Source organism: Shewanella sp. AS16 (assembly GCF_021412365.1).
In the GTDB taxonomy this organism is placed as follows: domain Bacteria; phylum Pseudomonadota; class Gammaproteobacteria; order Enterobacterales; family Shewanellaceae; genus Shewanella; species Shewanella salipaludis.
The window spans coordinates 110,742-125,709 of record NZ_JAKCLK010000007.1 but is presented as its reverse complement, the minus strand read 5'-3'; the positions used below and the strand labels follow the sequence as shown (position 1 = coordinate 125,709).

General features: G+C 50.4%; 18 protein-coding genes. 9 read left to right on the top strand and 9 right to left on the bottom strand.

Annotated elements, in window-relative coordinates:
- Positions 1–16: 16 nt before the first annotated feature.
- Positions 17–1,219, bottom strand: coding sequence for a hypothetical protein (locus tag LZP73_RS15715; RefSeq protein WP_234235929.1), 1,203 nt, complete (start codon positions 1,217–1,219; stop codon positions 17–19).
- Positions 1,220–1,289: 70 nt separating this feature from the next.
- Here LZP73_RS15715 and LZP73_RS15710 point away from each other — a divergent pair, with 70 nt between their 5' ends.
- On the top strand, positions 1,290–1,478 hold the full coding sequence (locus tag LZP73_RS15710) for a hypothetical protein (protein WP_234235928.1): 189 nt from the start codon (positions 1,290–1,292) through the stop codon (positions 1,476–1,478).
- Positions 1,479–1,482: 4 nt separating this feature from the next.
- Here LZP73_RS15710 and LZP73_RS15705 read toward each other — a convergent pair whose 3' ends face one another.
- The 4 genes from LZP73_RS15705 to LZP73_RS15690 all read right to left on the bottom strand — a co-directional run bounded on the left by LZP73_RS15705 (position 1,483) and on the right by LZP73_RS15690 (position 4,690).
- Positions 1,483–2,265, bottom strand: coding sequence for a TIGR01458 family HAD-type hydrolase (locus LZP73_RS15705; RefSeq protein ID WP_234235927.1), 783 nt, complete (start codon positions 2,263–2,265; stop codon positions 1,483–1,485).
- Between the two features lie 248 nt (positions 2,266–2,513).
- The gene (locus tag LZP73_RS15700; protein ID WP_234235926.1) at positions 2,514–3,194 is read right to left on the bottom strand and encodes a hypothetical protein; all 681 of its coding nucleotides are present in this window, start codon (positions 3,192–3,194) and stop codon (positions 2,514–2,516) included.
- 266 nt (positions 3,195–3,460) lie between these two features.
- Positions 3,461–3,997, bottom strand: a complete 537-nt coding sequence (locus tag LZP73_RS15695) for a GrpB family protein (RefSeq protein WP_234235925.1) — start codon at positions 3,995–3,997, stop codon at positions 3,461–3,463.
- Positions 3,998–4,165: 168 nt separating this feature from the next.
- A complete protein-coding gene (locus LZP73_RS15690) occupies positions 4,166–4,690 on the bottom strand; it encodes a hypothetical protein (RefSeq protein ID WP_234235924.1) in 525 nt (174 codons plus the stop codon).
- A 436-nt stretch (positions 4,691–5,126) separates the two neighbouring features.
- On the opposite strand from LZP73_RS15690, the gene LZP73_RS15685 reads away from it, so the two are divergent.
- Positions 5,127–5,588 carry a hypothetical protein gene (locus tag LZP73_RS15685; RefSeq protein ID WP_234235923.1) on the top strand — a complete coding sequence of 154 codons (462 nt, stop codon included), beginning with the start codon at positions 5,127–5,129 and terminating at the stop codon, positions 5,586–5,588.
- Between the two features lie 569 nt (positions 5,589–6,157).
- On the opposite strand, the gene LZP73_RS15680 is transcribed toward LZP73_RS15685, so the two are convergent.
- Positions 6,158–6,505 (bottom strand): hypothetical protein, encoded by a 348-nt coding sequence (locus LZP73_RS15680; RefSeq protein WP_234235922.1) that lies wholly within the window; start codon positions 6,503–6,505, stop codon positions 6,158–6,160.
- A 599-nt stretch (positions 6,506–7,104) separates the two neighbouring features.
- On the opposite strand from LZP73_RS15680, the gene LZP73_RS15675 reads away from it, so the two are divergent.
- From LZP73_RS15675 to LZP73_RS15655, 5 genes are all read left to right on the top strand, one after another.
- Positions 7,105–7,440 (top strand): hypothetical protein, encoded by a 336-nt coding sequence (locus LZP73_RS15675; protein WP_234235921.1) that lies wholly within the window; start codon positions 7,105–7,107, stop codon positions 7,438–7,440.
- Positions 7,441–7,738: 298 nt separating this feature from the next.
- Positions 7,739–8,974, top strand: coding sequence for a serine hydrolase domain-containing protein (locus LZP73_RS15670; RefSeq protein ID WP_234235920.1), 1,236 nt, complete (start codon positions 7,739–7,741; stop codon positions 8,972–8,974).
- Positions 8,975–9,253: 279 nt separating this feature from the next.
- Positions 9,254–9,700: a GNAT family N-acetyltransferase gene (locus LZP73_RS15665; protein ID WP_234235919.1), complete on the top strand. Its 447-nt coding sequence runs from the start codon at positions 9,254–9,256 to the stop codon at positions 9,698–9,700.
- A complete protein-coding gene (locus tag LZP73_RS15660; protein ID WP_234235918.1) occupies positions 9,697–10,317 on the top strand; it encodes an FMN-dependent NADH-azoreductase in 621 nt (206 codons plus the stop codon). Before LZP73_RS15665 ends, LZP73_RS15660 begins: the two co-directional genes overlap by 4 nt.
- 27 nt (positions 10,318–10,344) lie before the next feature.
- Positions 10,345–10,776, top strand: coding sequence for a carboxymuconolactone decarboxylase family protein (locus LZP73_RS15655; RefSeq protein ID WP_234235917.1), 432 nt, complete (start codon positions 10,345–10,347; stop codon positions 10,774–10,776).
- Positions 10,777–11,258: 482 nt separating this feature from the next.
- Here the strand turns inward: LZP73_RS15655 and LZP73_RS15650 are convergent, their stop codons facing one another.
- Positions 11,259–11,627, bottom strand: coding sequence for a MerR family transcriptional regulator (locus LZP73_RS15650; RefSeq protein WP_234235916.1), 369 nt, complete (start codon positions 11,625–11,627; stop codon positions 11,259–11,261).
- A gap of 98 nt (positions 11,628–11,725) precedes the next feature.
- Here LZP73_RS15650 and LZP73_RS15645 point away from each other — a divergent pair, with 98 nt between their 5' ends.
- Together LZP73_RS15645 and LZP73_RS15640 are read left to right on the top strand one after the other, a co-directional pair.
- Positions 11,726–12,541, top strand: a complete 816-nt coding sequence (locus LZP73_RS15645; protein WP_234235915.1) for an SDR family NAD(P)-dependent oxidoreductase — start codon at positions 11,726–11,728, stop codon at positions 12,539–12,541.
- 266 nt (positions 12,542–12,807) lie between these two features.
- Positions 12,808–13,518, top strand: a complete 711-nt coding sequence (locus LZP73_RS15640; RefSeq protein ID WP_234235914.1) for a transposase — start codon at positions 12,808–12,810, stop codon at positions 13,516–13,518.
- Here the strand turns inward: LZP73_RS15640 and LZP73_RS15635 are convergent.
- Together LZP73_RS15635 and LZP73_RS15630 are read right to left on the bottom strand one after the other, a co-directional pair.
- Complete coding sequence (locus tag LZP73_RS15635; protein WP_234235913.1) at positions 13,421–14,017, bottom strand: HEAT repeat domain-containing protein; 597 nt, start codon at positions 14,015–14,017, stop codon at positions 13,421–13,423. The genes LZP73_RS15640 and LZP73_RS15635 overlap by 98 nt on opposite strands.
- Positions 14,018–14,446: 429 nt before the next feature.
- Positions 14,447–14,950, bottom strand: a complete 504-nt coding sequence (locus tag LZP73_RS15630) for an SRPBCC domain-containing protein (RefSeq protein ID WP_234235912.1) — start codon at positions 14,948–14,950, stop codon at positions 14,447–14,449.
- Positions 14,951–14,968 lie beyond the last annotated feature (18 nt).

Genomic DNA, 14,968 nt, shown 5'->3' with positions numbered 1-14,968 from the left:
AATGGCCAGACAGTTTTCAACGGCGCGCCTGGCAACTCGCCTCCAGCAAGTCCACCAGTATGCGCTCGACATTGCTGCCGCCGATACCTATGCGCGCCCCGGGGGAAATGCCCGCCAGCGTCTGCGCCGCGCGCAGATACTCACCCTTGACGTAATACAGCAATGAAGACACCAGGGCGAGTGACACAGCCAGCTTGTCTCCTTCGGCTGCGGCAGCAATGCCAGCCTCACAGCGTTTGAGTCCGGCGATATCGCCCGCGGAAGCATAGAGAGCGGCGACATGGAGTGCGACGAAGGGATGGCCCAGCATGCTCCAGACTGTCTCTATGTGATCCAGCACATCCTTCCCCAGGGGCCTAGGTTGGCCGCTCTTGAGGTAATCCCTGAGCAGGAAACCGCCGCAATCGGCCAGCGTCAGAATGGGGCCACAGGTGGTGGTGGCCGGCGCACAATAGGCCAGATAACGTGCCATGGCGGCGTCGCGATCGCCCATCTGCCATTCGGACAAGGCCAGGTGCCATTGAACATGGCCGTACATCTGCCCGTTGCGGGCTCCGGCCTCATGGCGCTTGAGCCAGTCCAAGAGCAGCGCCGCCGACTCTGCGGCGGCGCCTTCATCATGGAGCAGGTGCGCTAACGCATGAATGGAGTAGAGTGCCTGGGGGCGAATAGCCAAGGCCCGCTCGATAAGCGCGCGCCCACGCCGGCGCTGTCCGGCTTCACTGGCGGCAAACCCCAGCCGCGCCAGGAAGGCCCAATCATGGGCTAAGGTCGCTTCGACGGACTCGAATACCGCCAGCACTGTTTGCAGTTTCTCTGGACCGTCGTAAAAAAACATATTTCGCGTCAGCTGGGATATCACCAACAGATCACCAGGCATGGTTTCTATGTAGCTCAGCGCCCTTGCCCTGGCCGCCGCAGTCGGCGCCATCAGGCCGATAAGCACCTCTATATGTTCACCTTCCCAGTCGCTTGCCTGCAATGCTGCCCGTGCCGCCCATTCCCGAAACACCCCGGCATCTGTCTCGCCGACATCCAGCGCCACGTAATAGCGGGCCGCGGCGGCCATGGCAAAATCCTTGTCCAGCTCGAGCGCCCGGTCCAGGGCTGCGGCCGCGCCGGATTCAGATCCCAGGATGAGATCTACTGCCTGCAGGTAGAGCCCGGCGGCCTCTGCAGACTCACTCGATAATGGCTTACCCGTGCGTGCGTCGAGCATAGAGACTCCTTAGCGTGTTGCCGCATTGGCCTGCAACCTCAGGGACTGGGAACAAGGGACAAGGCGCGAAATGGATAAATCCAAGCATAGCATCCAATTTCCCAAGGCCCTGCGGAATTGCGGCCGGCTGGCAGACTGGGGCCGCTTGCCCGGCCAGGAGGTGGAGGTGTGGGCGCTGCATGCCAGCCGGCGCCTGAGCAGTGCCAGGGTCAGGGCCTTCCTCGACTTCATGGCAGAAGGACAGGCCTCACACTTGTAGGCCGCTACCTATGCGACACTGGCTTCGGTGAACTCCCGCCGAGGGCCAATTCGACGGCTTCCACTATGGAAGCCACACAGTGGCAAGGTTCGCCAATTAACCTTTCGTCGTCCCTCTGATACTTGCCGGTTTTAACCAGACATCCCTGCATTCCCGCTTTTATCGCGCCTTCGATATCGCCGAATATGTCATCGCCTATCATCAAGATCTCGCTCGCCTTGGCCGAAGTAGAGGCAATCACCTGGGCGAAGAACTCGGGGGAGGGTTTTCCCACTATCAGCGCAGTGATCGAGGCGGCATATTCGATGGCATAGATAAAAGGGCCGGCATCCAAGTGTAAACTGCCATCGAGCTTGAAATAACGGTTGCGACCTATGCCAATTAACGGCGCACCGGCCTGGCAGAGTTGGAAGGCGAGATCCAGGCTCGAATAGCTGAAGCCCTCGGCGGCATCCCCTATGATGACCACATTGGGATTTTGCCTGTCCAACGCCGAAAATTCGGCTTCGATGTTGCTGTGTACCACACAATAGGGACGCCAGTTGTTGGCCTCAACCAGCGCTTTGACCGCATCCGGCGCCGTAAACAACTGCCGAGATTCGAGGCTGAATCCCATCTCCTGCAATCCGTGCAATATTTGCCCACGGTTCATTCTGGAGGTATTAGTGACAAACCTGACTGTCAATGGGCTTTGCTGCAGCCTGTTCACCGCTGCCACCGCCCCCGGCAGCACCCGCTTGCCTTCGTACAACACGCCGCTTAAATCAACAAATACCGCCTTGAACATGCCCGTCTCCCGCTACAACCCATGTCTCTTGAGTATATAGGCTCGCCGGCCAAGCAGGTTTAAACTCCCGTGCACCTGCCATGGAATGGGGCTCACAGCGGCGGTATTAAATCTGGGGGGTAGGTCGATGGAGCGAGTGAGCTGCACGCCAATATTCATGCACCGAGTGCCTCGCAGGCTCAACTTGCCTATCGGGAATCGATACCAGGCTGCAAGTTGAACCATGAGTAAGCTGATAAGGCTGTTGGTTACTTTGCGGGCATGACTGCCCAAGTGCCATCGACATTGTAGACCACATTGAAGCTGGTATACCCCATGGACATGTCGCACCTTGCCGCTGAGATAGACTCGGAGGCGAAGTCGAATATTTGACCCGGGGCATAATTGCCAACCTGAACGTAGAAGCTCGACACAGGCTGACAATCGATCGATTGATTAGGTTGTGCCACCACAAAGTTCGAGATAATGGCCGGGCCGCCGTCGGTATCTTGCATTGCCAAGCCTATGTTGAAATTGCCGACACTATTGGGATTATAGACAGGCGCAACGATACGGAATGCCCCGGCTTGGACCCCGGATGCCGGCTCTGGCGTACTTAAGCCCAGTGGCGAGACGCTCAGGTAGGTGCAGTCATTGGTGTTGGCCCCCGACGCTGTGGCCAGATCAATCGGCTGACAGGCTGTAGTACTCCCGGAGGCGCGGCCCAGGGTCGGTGCGCTGACTTGTGTTTGGGCTCCGGCGCAGGGCTGCGAATTTATCTCAAACGTGAGTACAGCACCGGATCCAGGGCCGGGTGGTAGTAAAGCCTGGTAGAGGCAATTCGAATAGACGGTAGGATCGCCTTTATAGCGCCCCTGCGCCTGAAAGAAGAAGAAGGATTGTATTTGTGGTGACTTATTGGTCACGTTGATTCTATAGTGCATGCTCATTTCTGGATCCTTGAAAGTTCAATGTTATCTATGGGCCAGCCGGGCATAAACCGGGTTAGCCCAAATCCTTATGCAGGCCTCATAGGAAGAAACCTTGCCGAGATAATGCTGCCCCTGGTGTCACTCAGTTTGCAGCTCAAGAGAAGCATAGCCTAATCGAACTCCCCCGCGCCCTTTCCTGAGCATTAGATGAAGATATCAAGGCATTTTCATTATTTATCAATCTATTGAAAAATAAAACCTGCTTTCCGCATAGGGATTCGGCGTTAAAGATCCGCCCCAGCCATAGGGTCATAGCATGCAATTGCTTGCTGTTGGTGATATTGAATAAAACGATTCTTGTGCTGCATATAGGCGGTCATATCATTTTTACATTCGATGGCAGCCACTCGTTTGATTGTCCCATACGCTTGGGCCACATCAGGATGTGCCATCAAATAGTCTCGAAAGGCCCTGTGGCGCATGAGATGCGCATCCCCACGCCTGAAGGCATGGAGATGATGACTGCGTTGCTCCCCGCCTTTTTGAAAATAACGACGCCCCTCAATGCCATTCTCTCCCCGTGCAACATAACCAAGGGATCCTATGGCCCCCTGGTGGCGGTCCAGTTCCTCCAGGTTGGCAACCTCTATGAGGATATCGATCACGGGCTTGGCAGCCAGCCCCCTGACGGCCGTACTGCCTATATGCTCTATCTTGAGGGCACAGTCGCCTATGGCGGCTTGTAACAGCTGCTTTTCCTGCTCGAACCTGGATGCCCATTCGGGATCATGCTCGACGACTTCGATGATGCGATGACTCAAGTGAGCCTCCAATGCTGATTTATAGCATGTAGCGCCACCGCAGCATCCGAGCGTAGCCGGCTTCAGTGCACGCGGTACTGTTTTAGCTTGATAGGCGTATTTTAATGGTTAGCAATAATTGTTGTATTGCTAACTTAATCAAAAAAATACACCTCTTGTTCTAACTATTTACTGGGGAGCATCCCAAGCCTGTTCAATCACCTCAAATAAATCGAAAGGCTTTTTTAAGAATTCAATTTTTTCCAACTTTTCCTTTAGACTTATTGGCAGGTTATCATATGCACGTTCTTCCGCGATTATATTTTTTGAGAAAATAAGTTTACGGATCCCTTCTATCTGACTGGTTATGGCTGTTGAATTATCAAGTTTGTTTTGCTCTTCCAGTACTAATATTGATTTTGACAAATTAAACAGTTCTGGTTGAGCGCAACTATTAAGCGCATCATCAAGGAGTTTACCCAAAGCATCACTGGCTTCATGAGGAAGAGCTTTAAGTTGTATTTTATCTTCTTCTCTAAGCTTAAAGTTCCTCATCTGCTGATGACATAAGCCACTCTTACGTTCATATTTGGTCAAATTAACCTGCACCATGAGTGAAGCAAACTTACCATCTTCCGATACAGCTGCTGAGACCGATGTCGACATAAAACAAAGAATGAGGAGTCTACTTAACATAAATTTTTTGTCATCCACGCATATAATCCATTGAGGTCAACCCTGTATCTGCCGGGAGAAGCCCACATAAGCGTAAGCGTATCCCCGTGCCAGCAAGTTGGCTTTAATCCGTACCGCCGGAGTGCATGCTTTGCAATCCAGTCTGTTGTTTCTCATTCCAATTATAGGGGTAGTGGCGGCGTTTGCGGTAGCTGTTCCCAATATTCTATGTCGCGCCCTCAAAGGCTGTCGGCAGTAGCCCGGGGCTGAATGCTCTCCTGTGTGCAACAACCGCGGTACACATCACTCTAAAGGACAAATTTACCCAGCCATTGCGAATTAATCTGCGGCCAGCGAAAGAAAGACGGCACATAGAGGATCGCCTCATCGCCAGTGGGTGCTCGGCATGGGCACAAAAAGTGACGGAAGCTGCCGCTGAGACTAAGCTTAATCCCGCTGACTATAAGGAGATAGTATGAAACAAATTAATGGCTTGGTTTTACTCGTGTCCTGTTGCCTGTTGTTCGCAAGTCAGGTACGCGCCCATGGCGAGATAGGTGAACCGTCCAGCGGCGCCAGGGAAATGGCCGGCACCAAAGGCACCTTTGCATTTAAGCCCGTCGATTGGCTTCAGGGTCAAAGAAGTTGGTGGAAAGACACTGATGGGATTGCCCCGGGTGTCGCGGGTTGCCACATAGGCACAGATGAAAAAGGCGTGCCCAACGGTCGCATGTTCGGTGAAGCCTGCTTACCCAGCGGCTTGTTGGTCGAATCCAACCCGGGAAAGGATGAATTGCATAGCCACAGTGATGATCTTGGCCATCCTGATACCTTCGACTGCCATGTCTGGTGTATCGCCCAGGGTCAGAAAGGTGGCGTCTGTGCCGTCGCCGCGGCGCCGCCCTGCGAACAATCCGCCAAGTGCGCCTGTAACTAATAGCACCAGGCACGAATTAAACTCACACCGCGCAGCATAGAAAGGCAGGCATCACTCCCTGAGAGATGTCTGTCCCGTTTTCGTATGCTTGACAGAACACCACAGTCACTTGTTATGTTTACAGTAAAACTACACTCGTGATTATAGGGTATCCTGAAGCGCATAAACTATCATGAATAAAGATAGTTACAGTTTTCGAAGATACTTTTGCGGTCAAAAACACACTAAATACTGAATTCACACCTTGCTCTGTACCTGAAATTACATATTTAGCAGTACTTGTACAAGATGCGGGGTTAGTAGTTTTTTGTCTGTTACGATACCGATAGTTCCGTTGGCATATGATTGTACTGAGTACACATTAGTATTAGATATCGTGGCAGCTTCCACATTACACATCAATCCTAAAGTTAATATTGTGGGGACTATTATCTTGTATTTCACTCGACATCCTTTGATTAGAAATAACACTAAAATTACCACGCTAAGAATAGTGGGGTAAAATGGAGCGAAAAGAACAGCTCGCAGTTTTTGCCCTTGTATGGTTAATCCCGCTATAAATTAACATATTAATTTAATGATATTTGGTCCAAACGGCAGTAATTTGTACCGGACCCTTTCCATATTTCATTTGATAAACCACCTAAGGAAACTTTTGATTTTGCATGATATGCTGAAAGCAAGAAAGAAGTAATATTTTTATACCCTGCTGTATCTGCACTCCTCAGCCAAAATCCACCTTCACAACCAACGGGTGGATTAGATATTTTAATTGCTACATCTCCATCAAAAGCACCTTGTTCTGAATATGTGTATAATGCATCTATAGTTGTCGTAACATTAATCCTATCAGCAAACACTGATGTTGAAGACACTAAGAGGGTGAAGGATAATACAGATTTCGAAATATGTAACATTCTTGGTTCCTAATTTAAAATATAACAGCAGTATAGTGTACATGCGCGTTCCCTTCATTGGAACATTGAAAATGCACATTGTTAAGCAACTGTATTGGCTGGTGAAATAAAACAGATCAAAATGTAGCTCGGCGCTAAGGCGCATGCCCGGAAATTAATGAGCACGCTCACGACTCTAACCTATCATAAATCATCAGCCTAGTTTATCCGTGTGACCTTACTGCTAATTTTGAAATATAACAAGAATAACGCGCACGTTTTTCACATTTAATAAAAGGCAGAACAGGCATGGCTCCCTGAGAGCTGCCTGTCCCGTTGCCCTTGTATGCTGCCACGGCAAGCTATTGATGCCGGGTGTCCAGTTTCTTTTCGAGCCAGTCCGATACAGAGAATAATGCTAAAACCTTAGATTAATCATGGATATTCATATTAATTTTCATGTTCATTTTTGGCTGTTCATAATATTTTCACTCGGTCTGACCGAACATTATTTGAGGTGATAGAGTTCGGTGGACGCGGCATTAATCGGCAATTAGCGGCTTATCAATAGTCGCCGAGCCAAGGTCGTTTTGTTTAATGGGATGTAGAAAGGTCATAGCATGAACGAAAGTAACCAACGCATACTTCTTGCAAGCCATCCTGACGGTAAACCGACACTTGAAAACTTCAAAATCGATAGCACGCCCGTCGCCGAACCGAAGGACGGCGTCATGCGCGATGTCCTCAGCCGCAGCCTGCTTATTCGTGGTTTTATTCAGCGTGAATTCGTCGATCAGCGCCCCGAATTTTACCGCCAGATGGCGGCGTGGATCGCATCGGGTCAAATCCGCTATCGGGAAGATATAGCAGACGGATTGGCGTCGGTCCCAGAGGCATTCATCGGCCTGTTGCAGGGTAACAACTTCGGCAAGCTGGTGATACGCGTCGCCGAGTAATAGCTGTCAGTGGCCCGATGGACTCTCCTTCGGGCCGCGATTTTGCTGTAAATGAACAGGGAAAATTCAAATTGACCCGGTTGATTTGAAAGAGGGTGCGACAGCCATAGTTCAGCTGCACCCTGAAAGTTCTGCTCATTCTCAGTTTCACCGCTCACAGCTTTAGAGAAAAATTTCCTTTACAATTCAACTACAAACCCTAAAGATAGGTTGCCCGCGGAATAGAGTGCGAGAAGCTTGCCCCTTTGCACCTTTACAGAATTACCTTCACGATAGCGAATAAAGTTAAGGACAGCTCATGAGCCTTCGCCTAATCACCAGTGTACTGATCTGTTTTTTGTTATTACCAAGCGGTCATAGCTATGGCAATGTCTCCTCGTTACCAAGCACCAAGTTACCAAGCACTGCGTTACAAAGCAGCAGCTCCCCAGAAAAAGCTAGCATTGAAAGGGTCACAAAACCACAAGACCTCAAAGCCTCAATCAAAGCAGCGATAAATGATTCATTGCAGCCATTCAGTGGCAGCGTCATCTTGCTCGAGAACGGCACACCCCTACTCGAATTTCAAAAAGGCCAAGGGATCAGCAAAGATTCCAGCTTCGTCATGGCATCCCTGTCCAAACAAATCACAGCGACCCTGATATTGCAGGCTGTCGACGCCGGCAAGCTCGACTTGAGTCGCTCACTCAATAGTTATCTCTTTGACTATGCCACACCGGGTAAAACTAAGCTCGACGATGGCATTGAGGCGAATGCGGACCAAGGTGCAACTGCATTTAATCCCAACCGCTATGATGAAAGAATTACCCTGCATCAGCTTCTCAGCCACACCTCAGGCGTCGACGAACTGGGCAAAGCCAATAAATTTGCCCCTGGGAGTCGATTTGAATACTCCAACTTTGGCTATTCCCTGTTGGCTCAGGTACTGGAAAAGGTCAATCAACTACCCTTTGCCGAGCAGATTGCGCAATTTTCACAGGCTAACCAGCTAGACGGACTGTATGCACAAGCAGGCAGTCTTGATAGCCTTCAACGAAAACTGGCTTCACTCGCCGTCGGCCTGGATGAAGCAGATGTGCCGGCGCCTTCGGCCCTGTCTTCGGCAAATCTGGCTCCTTCAGATCTGGTCATTGACGCAGCATTGCTCCCCGCCGGCGGCTTGATTGCAACCGCAGCGACTTTTGCCTCATTCCAGCATAAGTTGCACTCGGGAAAGCTTATCAGCCCAGAGAGCTATGAACTCATGACACACCCTCATATCAAATTTAAATTTCTCTGGCCGGATATGAGCTATGGCTATGGCCTCAGGATCAACAGCGACGATGGCATAGTGGAGTACAGCCACACGGGTTACTTGCCTGGATATATGTCCATGTCACTCCACTACCCCGAATACCATCTGGATCTGGTCATGCTGGAAAACATCTCCCTGAATATCAAAGATATCAACCGCGTCTTCGAACTTCACAGCCGGATACGCCAAGCCATTCGCAGCCAGCTACTCGGCAGTAAACAGACAGCCTTGAGCGAATAGACAGCCCTGAGCGAATAAACAGTCCTCAACAAACGGGAAAGTCCGCACAGGCAGGACACGGCGCGTATCGATGGAGCATGAATGGCGCCTGATTGACTCATGAGTGGAGCAATAAGTGGCGGCTCAACTCCACATTGAGCCGCCTTGGGTGATAGCGCCTCATGACGTTCAACGTCGATTTTGAGTCCCCATGGCCTAGTCATTTATGCACTTTTTGGCCCTTCAGCTTAAGCCATCGCCGCTTTAAAGTGGGCCATCTCTTTTTAGCAGACGACGGATATGCCTTACACACTTCAACACCTCGATAGCGAAGAGGCCTTTGGGGCCAGTTACGACCTAATGCGTATCTTGCGGCCGCATATCACCTCTTCGGCTGTCTATGTCGCGCAATTGGCTCGGCAGGTCGAGCAAGACTACCGTTTGCTCGCAGCGTGGGACGGTGACCGCATCGTCGGCTTGGCGGGTTACCGCGAGCAGGAAAACCTGCTCTACGGACGTTTCATCTACGTCGATGACCTGGTCGTGAGCCCGGATCTTCAACGCAGCGGCTTGGGAGGACGACTGTTGAGCGCAGTGCGTGATGAGGCTGTGCAGCGTCAATGTGATCACTTTGTCTTGGACACCGGCCTGCATAAGCCCTTGGCCCAACGCTTCTATTTTCGTCAGGGGTTGCTGGCCCGTGGTATGCACTTCACCCAGAAACTTCAGGGTGAGGAACTGGCATGAACAATGTTCTGTTGATCAATGCCAGCCCGCATGGGCAGGTTTCCCATGCGAACCTGTTAGCACTGGAACTGGTGACCGCCCTGCGCCAAGGCTATCCAAACCTCGAACTGGTTGAGCGCGATCTGGGTGCGAATCCGTTGCCACCGCTGGGCATGGACTATGCTCATGCTCTGACCACCACCACGCCATTCGACTCACCCCTGTTCAAGGTGTCCGAAGGGCTGATCGACGAGTTGGATCGCAGCGATGTCCTGCTCATTGCCACTCCTATACACAACTTCACGCTTCCGGCCGCGCTTAAGCTCTGGATAGACTATGTCGTGCGTATTCACCGGACGTTTAGTTCCGGCCCAGAGGGCAAGGTGGGTCTGCTGAAGGACCGACCTGTATATGTATTGGTGGGTTCCGGCGGCTTTCACCATGGCGAACGGGCACGCCAGCCCGATTTTCTAACGCCTTACCTGCGCCAGGTGTTTAACACCCTCGGCCTGTTCGACCTGCAGTTCATCTATCTACAGGGATTGGTGTTCGGTGAAGAGGTCGTCCATGCCGCTGTCGAAGAAGCCCGGATCGCATTGTCAGCGGAGCCACTGTTCAACAACCTCGTTTTCGCTTAATGACTTTTTCTACCCAGGAGTTTCACCATGAGCCAACTCAGACTGCCATTTTCATCTCTGTCGCCTGCAGCCTATCAAGGTCTGCTTGCCACCAACACAGCGCTGGCCGAGAGTCGGCTAGGCTTACCATTACTCGAACTGGTGTATTTGCGTGTCTCGCAGATCAATGGCTGCTCATTTTGCCTGGGCAAGCATTCGCAGACCCTGCGCGAGTGTGGGGTGGCGCAAGAAAAGCTGGATTGCCTCGCAGGCTGGCGAGTCAGCGAACTGTTTAACGCTCGTGAATGCGCTGCCCTTGCATGGGCCGAGGTACTCACTTACGTCAGCGAGAAGGGTGCGCCAGACGAGCTGTACGCTCCTCTGAAAGCGCACTTCTCCGACGTCGAGATTTCCGATCTGACGTTGGCAGTCTCCTTGATGAATGCTTTTAACCGGCTGGCGGTGGGTATGAAGCTCTAAGCGCTAGGTAGAGCAGCTAGGACAGCCTTGAATTTAACCATAACTATCAACATCGACTTGTTAAGTGGCTCATTCGAACTCCCCCCGGATACGCCAAGCCATTTGCAGCCAGCTACTCGGCAGTAAACTGACAGCCCTGAGCGAATAAACAGCCTTGAGCGAATAGACAGCCTTGAGCGAATAAACAGTCCTGAGCGAACAAACAGCCCTGAGCGAATAAACAGCCCTCACCCAACAGGCAAATCAGCACAGGCAAGACACGGCGCGTATCGATGGAGCATGAATGGCGCCTGATTGGCTCATGAGTGGAGCAATAAGTGGCGGCTCAACTCCACATTGAGCCGCCCCAGGCTTAAGACTGAGAGCGGCTTTGACCAGAATCAAGCGGCACGGCGAGGAAGATACGGTTCAAAAAGTTATGTTTACCCTGTATTTTTCTTCATTTTTCTTAATTTTTCTTCATTTTTTATTCAACAACGCCTTTAGAAAGCATCGTCACACGGCAAACCAACTTTATCGAGTGCATTGTTAATGCCAGCACGCAGCACCTTCAATGCCAACTCTTTCTCTTCAATTTGTACTAATTTACGCTCGAGACATGCACGTTTTTGCTCAACACTGAATTCGTCCTCGATCCACACAGTTAATACATCTGCGATTTCACTAAGCGTAAAACCAAGCATTTTGGCATGCTTAATCATCTTCAATCGCTGTAAATCTACTGCAGAATAGACTTTATAGTTATTACTAAGGTTGGGCTGCGGAATTTTATCAAGCAAACCTTGACGTTCGTAGTAACGCACTGTGTCCTTGGGTAATCCGGCTCTTGCACATAATTCACCAATTAGCATTTCAACCTCTCAAAAGTAGAGCCAAAAATCCCTTGACCGTGGACCTAAGTCCTCGGTTTATCCTGTTGTAAACATAATACCAAAGAGGATAAACAGGCATGAAACCTTTTGACTACACAGGAAAAATAGCGCTGATCACCGGAGCTTCATCAGGAATAGGACTCACCTTTTCCGAACAGCTTGCGGCTCGCGGCGTATCACTTATTTTAGTCGCACGCTCGCAGGCCAAACTTGAAGCATTAGCTGACAGGCTAACAAAAAAACACAGTATTACGACAATGATCATCATTCAGGATTTGGGAGAAGCTGACGCTTGCAACAAGATTGTAGCAAAGCTTGATGAAGCGACACTTTCACCTGATTTATTGATTAACAACGCCGGGTTTGCCACCTATGGTGTCTTCGATGAGATTTCACTCAAACGACAAAAAGAAGAGGTTTACATTAACTGCCTAGTACCGATAGAACTGACGCATGCGCTACTCCCTGCGATGCTGAAGCGCGGCAACGGCGCAGTGATAAATGTAGCTTCAACCGCTGGAATGCAACCAGATCCATATATGGCAATATATGGTGCGACTAAAGCCTTTCTCCTCGCCTTCTCCGAAGCACTATGGGCTGAAAATAGACAGCGCGGAGTGCATGTCTTGGCACTGTGTCCAGGATCAACGGAAACGGCATTTTTCGACGTAGTTAATGCTAAAGAGGCATCGGTTGGCAAAAGAATGTCGGCTGATGCCGTGGTAAGTATTGCCCTAAATGCCCTAGACAAAAATCGCAATTACATCATCACTGGCTGCAATAACTGGCTACTCGGGCAACTACAAAGATTTGTAACACGCAGGCGTTTGTTAATTATCGCAGAGAAAATGCTGAGGCCAAATGTTCATTCAAACAAGGGGCTAGAGTCATAAATATCTGCGATATCACTCTTTAACAACAAACAAAGGCCTGGCATTAGGAAACGAGCGTTTCATCGACGATATAGTAGCGCTAACGAGCAAACGCTTGGATGCAGGGAAAAGGGGCCGCCAGTAGGGCTGGCGGAAGCATCCCAAGGCTGAACATTAAATAAAACGGCTCTGACCCCATTTATTCGAAATAAAACGGCTCTGACCCCATTTATTCGAATGGTCTATGCTGCTTGCTGTGGGCCATTTAACGTTTCAGGGATTGAAAAATGCCGAGAAAGCCAAGGATATCGATCGCTGACGTGCCAGTGCATGTGATCCAGCGAGGCAATAACCGGCAGGTGATCTTTGCCAATGAAGAAGATATGAAGGCTTATCTGGCTTGGCTAAAGGACTATAGCAAAAAGTATGGGGTGAACATCCATGCTTGGGTACTGATGACCAATCACGTCCATTTATTGTGCACGCCGGTCAACAGCACCGGGATTTCGCAGATGATGCAGGCGCTGGGACGGATGTATGTGATGTATTTCAATAAGCGGTATCATCGTTCTGGCACCTTATGGGAGGGGCGTTTCCGTTCCTGTCTGGTACAAGAAGACCGCTATCTTTTTCAACTTTACCGTTACATTGAATTGAACCCGGTCAGGGCGGGTATGGTGGCGGATCCTGCCGATTACAGCTGGTCGAGTTACCAATGCAATGGCCTGGGTAGAAATAGCGAGCTACTGTCGCCCCACAGGTTGTACCTGACGCTGGGGGATAACGAGGCAAAACGGCAAGAGCAGTACCGCGCACTATTCAAAAGTCATGTCGACGTCCGGCTTTTGGACGATATCCGCAAGGCAGCGAACAAAGGCCTGGCATTGGGAAACGAGCGTTTCATCGACGATATAGTAGCGCTAACGGGCAAACGCTTGGATGCAGGGAAAAGGGGTCGCCAGTTGGGCTGGCGGAAGCATCCCAAGGCTGAACATTAAATAAAACGGCTCTGACCCCTTTTATTCGATTATTTTCAATGTTGAATATCGCTGTTTTCGCTGCATTTCTCACTGCCGGGAACCAATGCGATTCTGCAACTGGCTCAAGAAACTCTATCGCACGCCCGTCTCCGATACGACCAAGTGATTCAGCGGCTATCAAACTTAATACAGCATTGGATGAATTATTAAGTAGCTTGCCTAAATTGGGTATTGCCTCTGGATAGTCAATAAAACCAAGTGCTCTGGCTGCATTCTCTCTGAGAACCCAGTCAGGATGCTCCAACAATTCCGTTACCAGAGAACCAGCTTCACGTCCCATGGGACCTTTTCTAGCCAGATCTCTGAGAAGCAAGTAATCAGGGTGTGTTTGCAGCTGTGCTTTTATCGAACATACCTCAGCTGTGGAGCATGTCGCATCCTCAGCAGACCAAACCGGCAACACTGGCACCACAAACGCACACAACAGCGGCAGAAAAATCGCTTTCGTAATTCCCATAATGTCCTTATTAAAACAACTCAAACCGGTTCAGCTATCCATTGTGAAACAACAAGATAATTCAGCTCTAATCTGTACTCAAGCTTAAGTAAAGCAAGCCTCTAACACCTGAAGCCAAAGGAAGACACCCACTCCCAGCACAGGCGCACCAGTGGCCATCGGCGACAGGGGGAGCATCGCGAAGCGATATGCGGCGAACGTGAGCCAGGGCCGCTCGCGGGCGTCCTGCCCTTCGCGGCATTGGGACTCCTGTCCGGCAGATGACGAACTGGCTCTTATGCATGGATGCATTTGTCGCCGTTGAAAGTTCGGGGGCGCCTAGCCAAGGATGGCTGATTTAAAATTAAGAGGCGACGCGTTACTGAGTGCCTGTGGATTAAAACGGCTCTGCTCCCTTTTATTCACACAAAGGGATCAGCATCACCCTCTTTACTGGCTTTTAGCCGCAGCAAGCAGACCATCCAACCATTCCTGATGACCATTAATCATTGGGTTTGGCAGGGTTTTAGCCAATTCTTTGGCCGGATTTCCGTTCTGGGTTTCCTGAGTCAGTATTCGAACCCGGTTGGCGGGTAGTTCCTCCACAATCCAGGCATGGTGCACGTCCAGTCTTTGTTCACCTTCACCAGACCACCCATGCCAGGCTAATCGCGCTGGCTGACCGTTTACTGGGGCCACATACTCCACCACTTCCGATTCCACCGGAAAGCCAAACGTCTCGAAATAGAAACGATCACCCAAAGCCAGCTGAGGCCCTTTGTTGTCGTAAAATCGAGTATTGGCAGAGTTCTTGTAATAGGTTGGCCAATTAGCAGGGATGCTCAGCAGTGGCCAAATGTCCTCAACAGAAAGACCAGTTGCGATCACTTCGTTAGAGCAGAAATTGTCTGTAAAACCAGGAACAAAACCTTCGGGCCATTGAATGTCAGTCATGATATCTCCTTAACGGGA

Bases quoted from the DNA above. Each gene is read 5' to 3' on its own strand.
- LZP73_RS15710 (WP_234235928.1), top strand. From the start codon at position 1,290: ATGGATAAATCCAAGCATAGCATCCAATTTCCCAAGGCCCTGCGGAAT.
- LZP73_RS15680 (WP_234235922.1), bottom strand. From the start codon at position 6,505: ATGTTACATATTTCGAAATCTGTATTATCCTTCACCCTCTTAGTGTCT.
- LZP73_RS15715 (WP_234235929.1), bottom strand. From the start codon at position 1,219: ATGCTCGACGCACGCACGGGTAAGCCATTATCGAGTGAGTCTGCAGAG.
- LZP73_RS15685 (WP_234235923.1), top strand. From the start codon at position 5,127: ATGAAACAAATTAATGGCTTGGTTTTACTCGTGTCCTGTTGCCTGTTG.
- LZP73_RS15705 (WP_234235927.1), bottom strand. From the start codon at position 2,265: ATGTTCAAGGCGGTATTTGTTGATTTAAGCGGCGTGTTGTACGAAGGC.
- LZP73_RS15655 (WP_234235917.1), top strand. From the start codon at position 10,345: ATGAGCCAACTCAGACTGCCATTTTCATCTCTGTCGCCTGCAGCCTAT.
- LZP73_RS15650 (WP_234235916.1), bottom strand. From the start codon at position 11,627: ATGCTAATTGGTGAATTATGTGCAAGAGCCGGATTACCCAAGGACACA.
- LZP73_RS15645 (WP_234235915.1), top strand. From the start codon at position 11,726: ATGAAACCTTTTGACTACACAGGAAAAATAGCGCTGATCACCGGAGCT.
- LZP73_RS15665 (WP_234235919.1), top strand. From the start codon at position 9,254: ATGCCTTACACACTTCAACACCTCGATAGCGAAGAGGCCTTTGGGGCC.
- LZP73_RS15700 (WP_234235926.1), bottom strand. From the start codon at position 3,194: ATGAGCATGCACTATAGAATCAACGTGACCAATAAGTCACCACAAATA.
- LZP73_RS15630 (WP_234235912.1), bottom strand. From the start codon at position 14,950: ATGACTGACATTCAATGGCCCGAAGGTTTTGTTCCTGGTTTTACAGAC.
- LZP73_RS15635 (WP_234235913.1), bottom strand. From the start codon at position 14,017: ATGGGAATTACGAAAGCGATTTTTCTGCCGCTGTTGTGTGCGTTTGTG.
- LZP73_RS15640 (WP_234235914.1), top strand. From the start codon at position 12,808: ATGCCGAGAAAGCCAAGGATATCGATCGCTGACGTGCCAGTGCATGTG.
- LZP73_RS15675 (WP_234235921.1), top strand. From the start codon at position 7,105: ATGAACGAAAGTAACCAACGCATACTTCTTGCAAGCCATCCTGACGGT.
- LZP73_RS15660 (WP_234235918.1), top strand. From the start codon at position 9,697: ATGAACAATGTTCTGTTGATCAATGCCAGCCCGCATGGGCAGGTTTCC.
- LZP73_RS15670 (WP_234235920.1), top strand. From the start codon at position 7,739: ATGAGCCTTCGCCTAATCACCAGTGTACTGATCTGTTTTTTGTTATTA.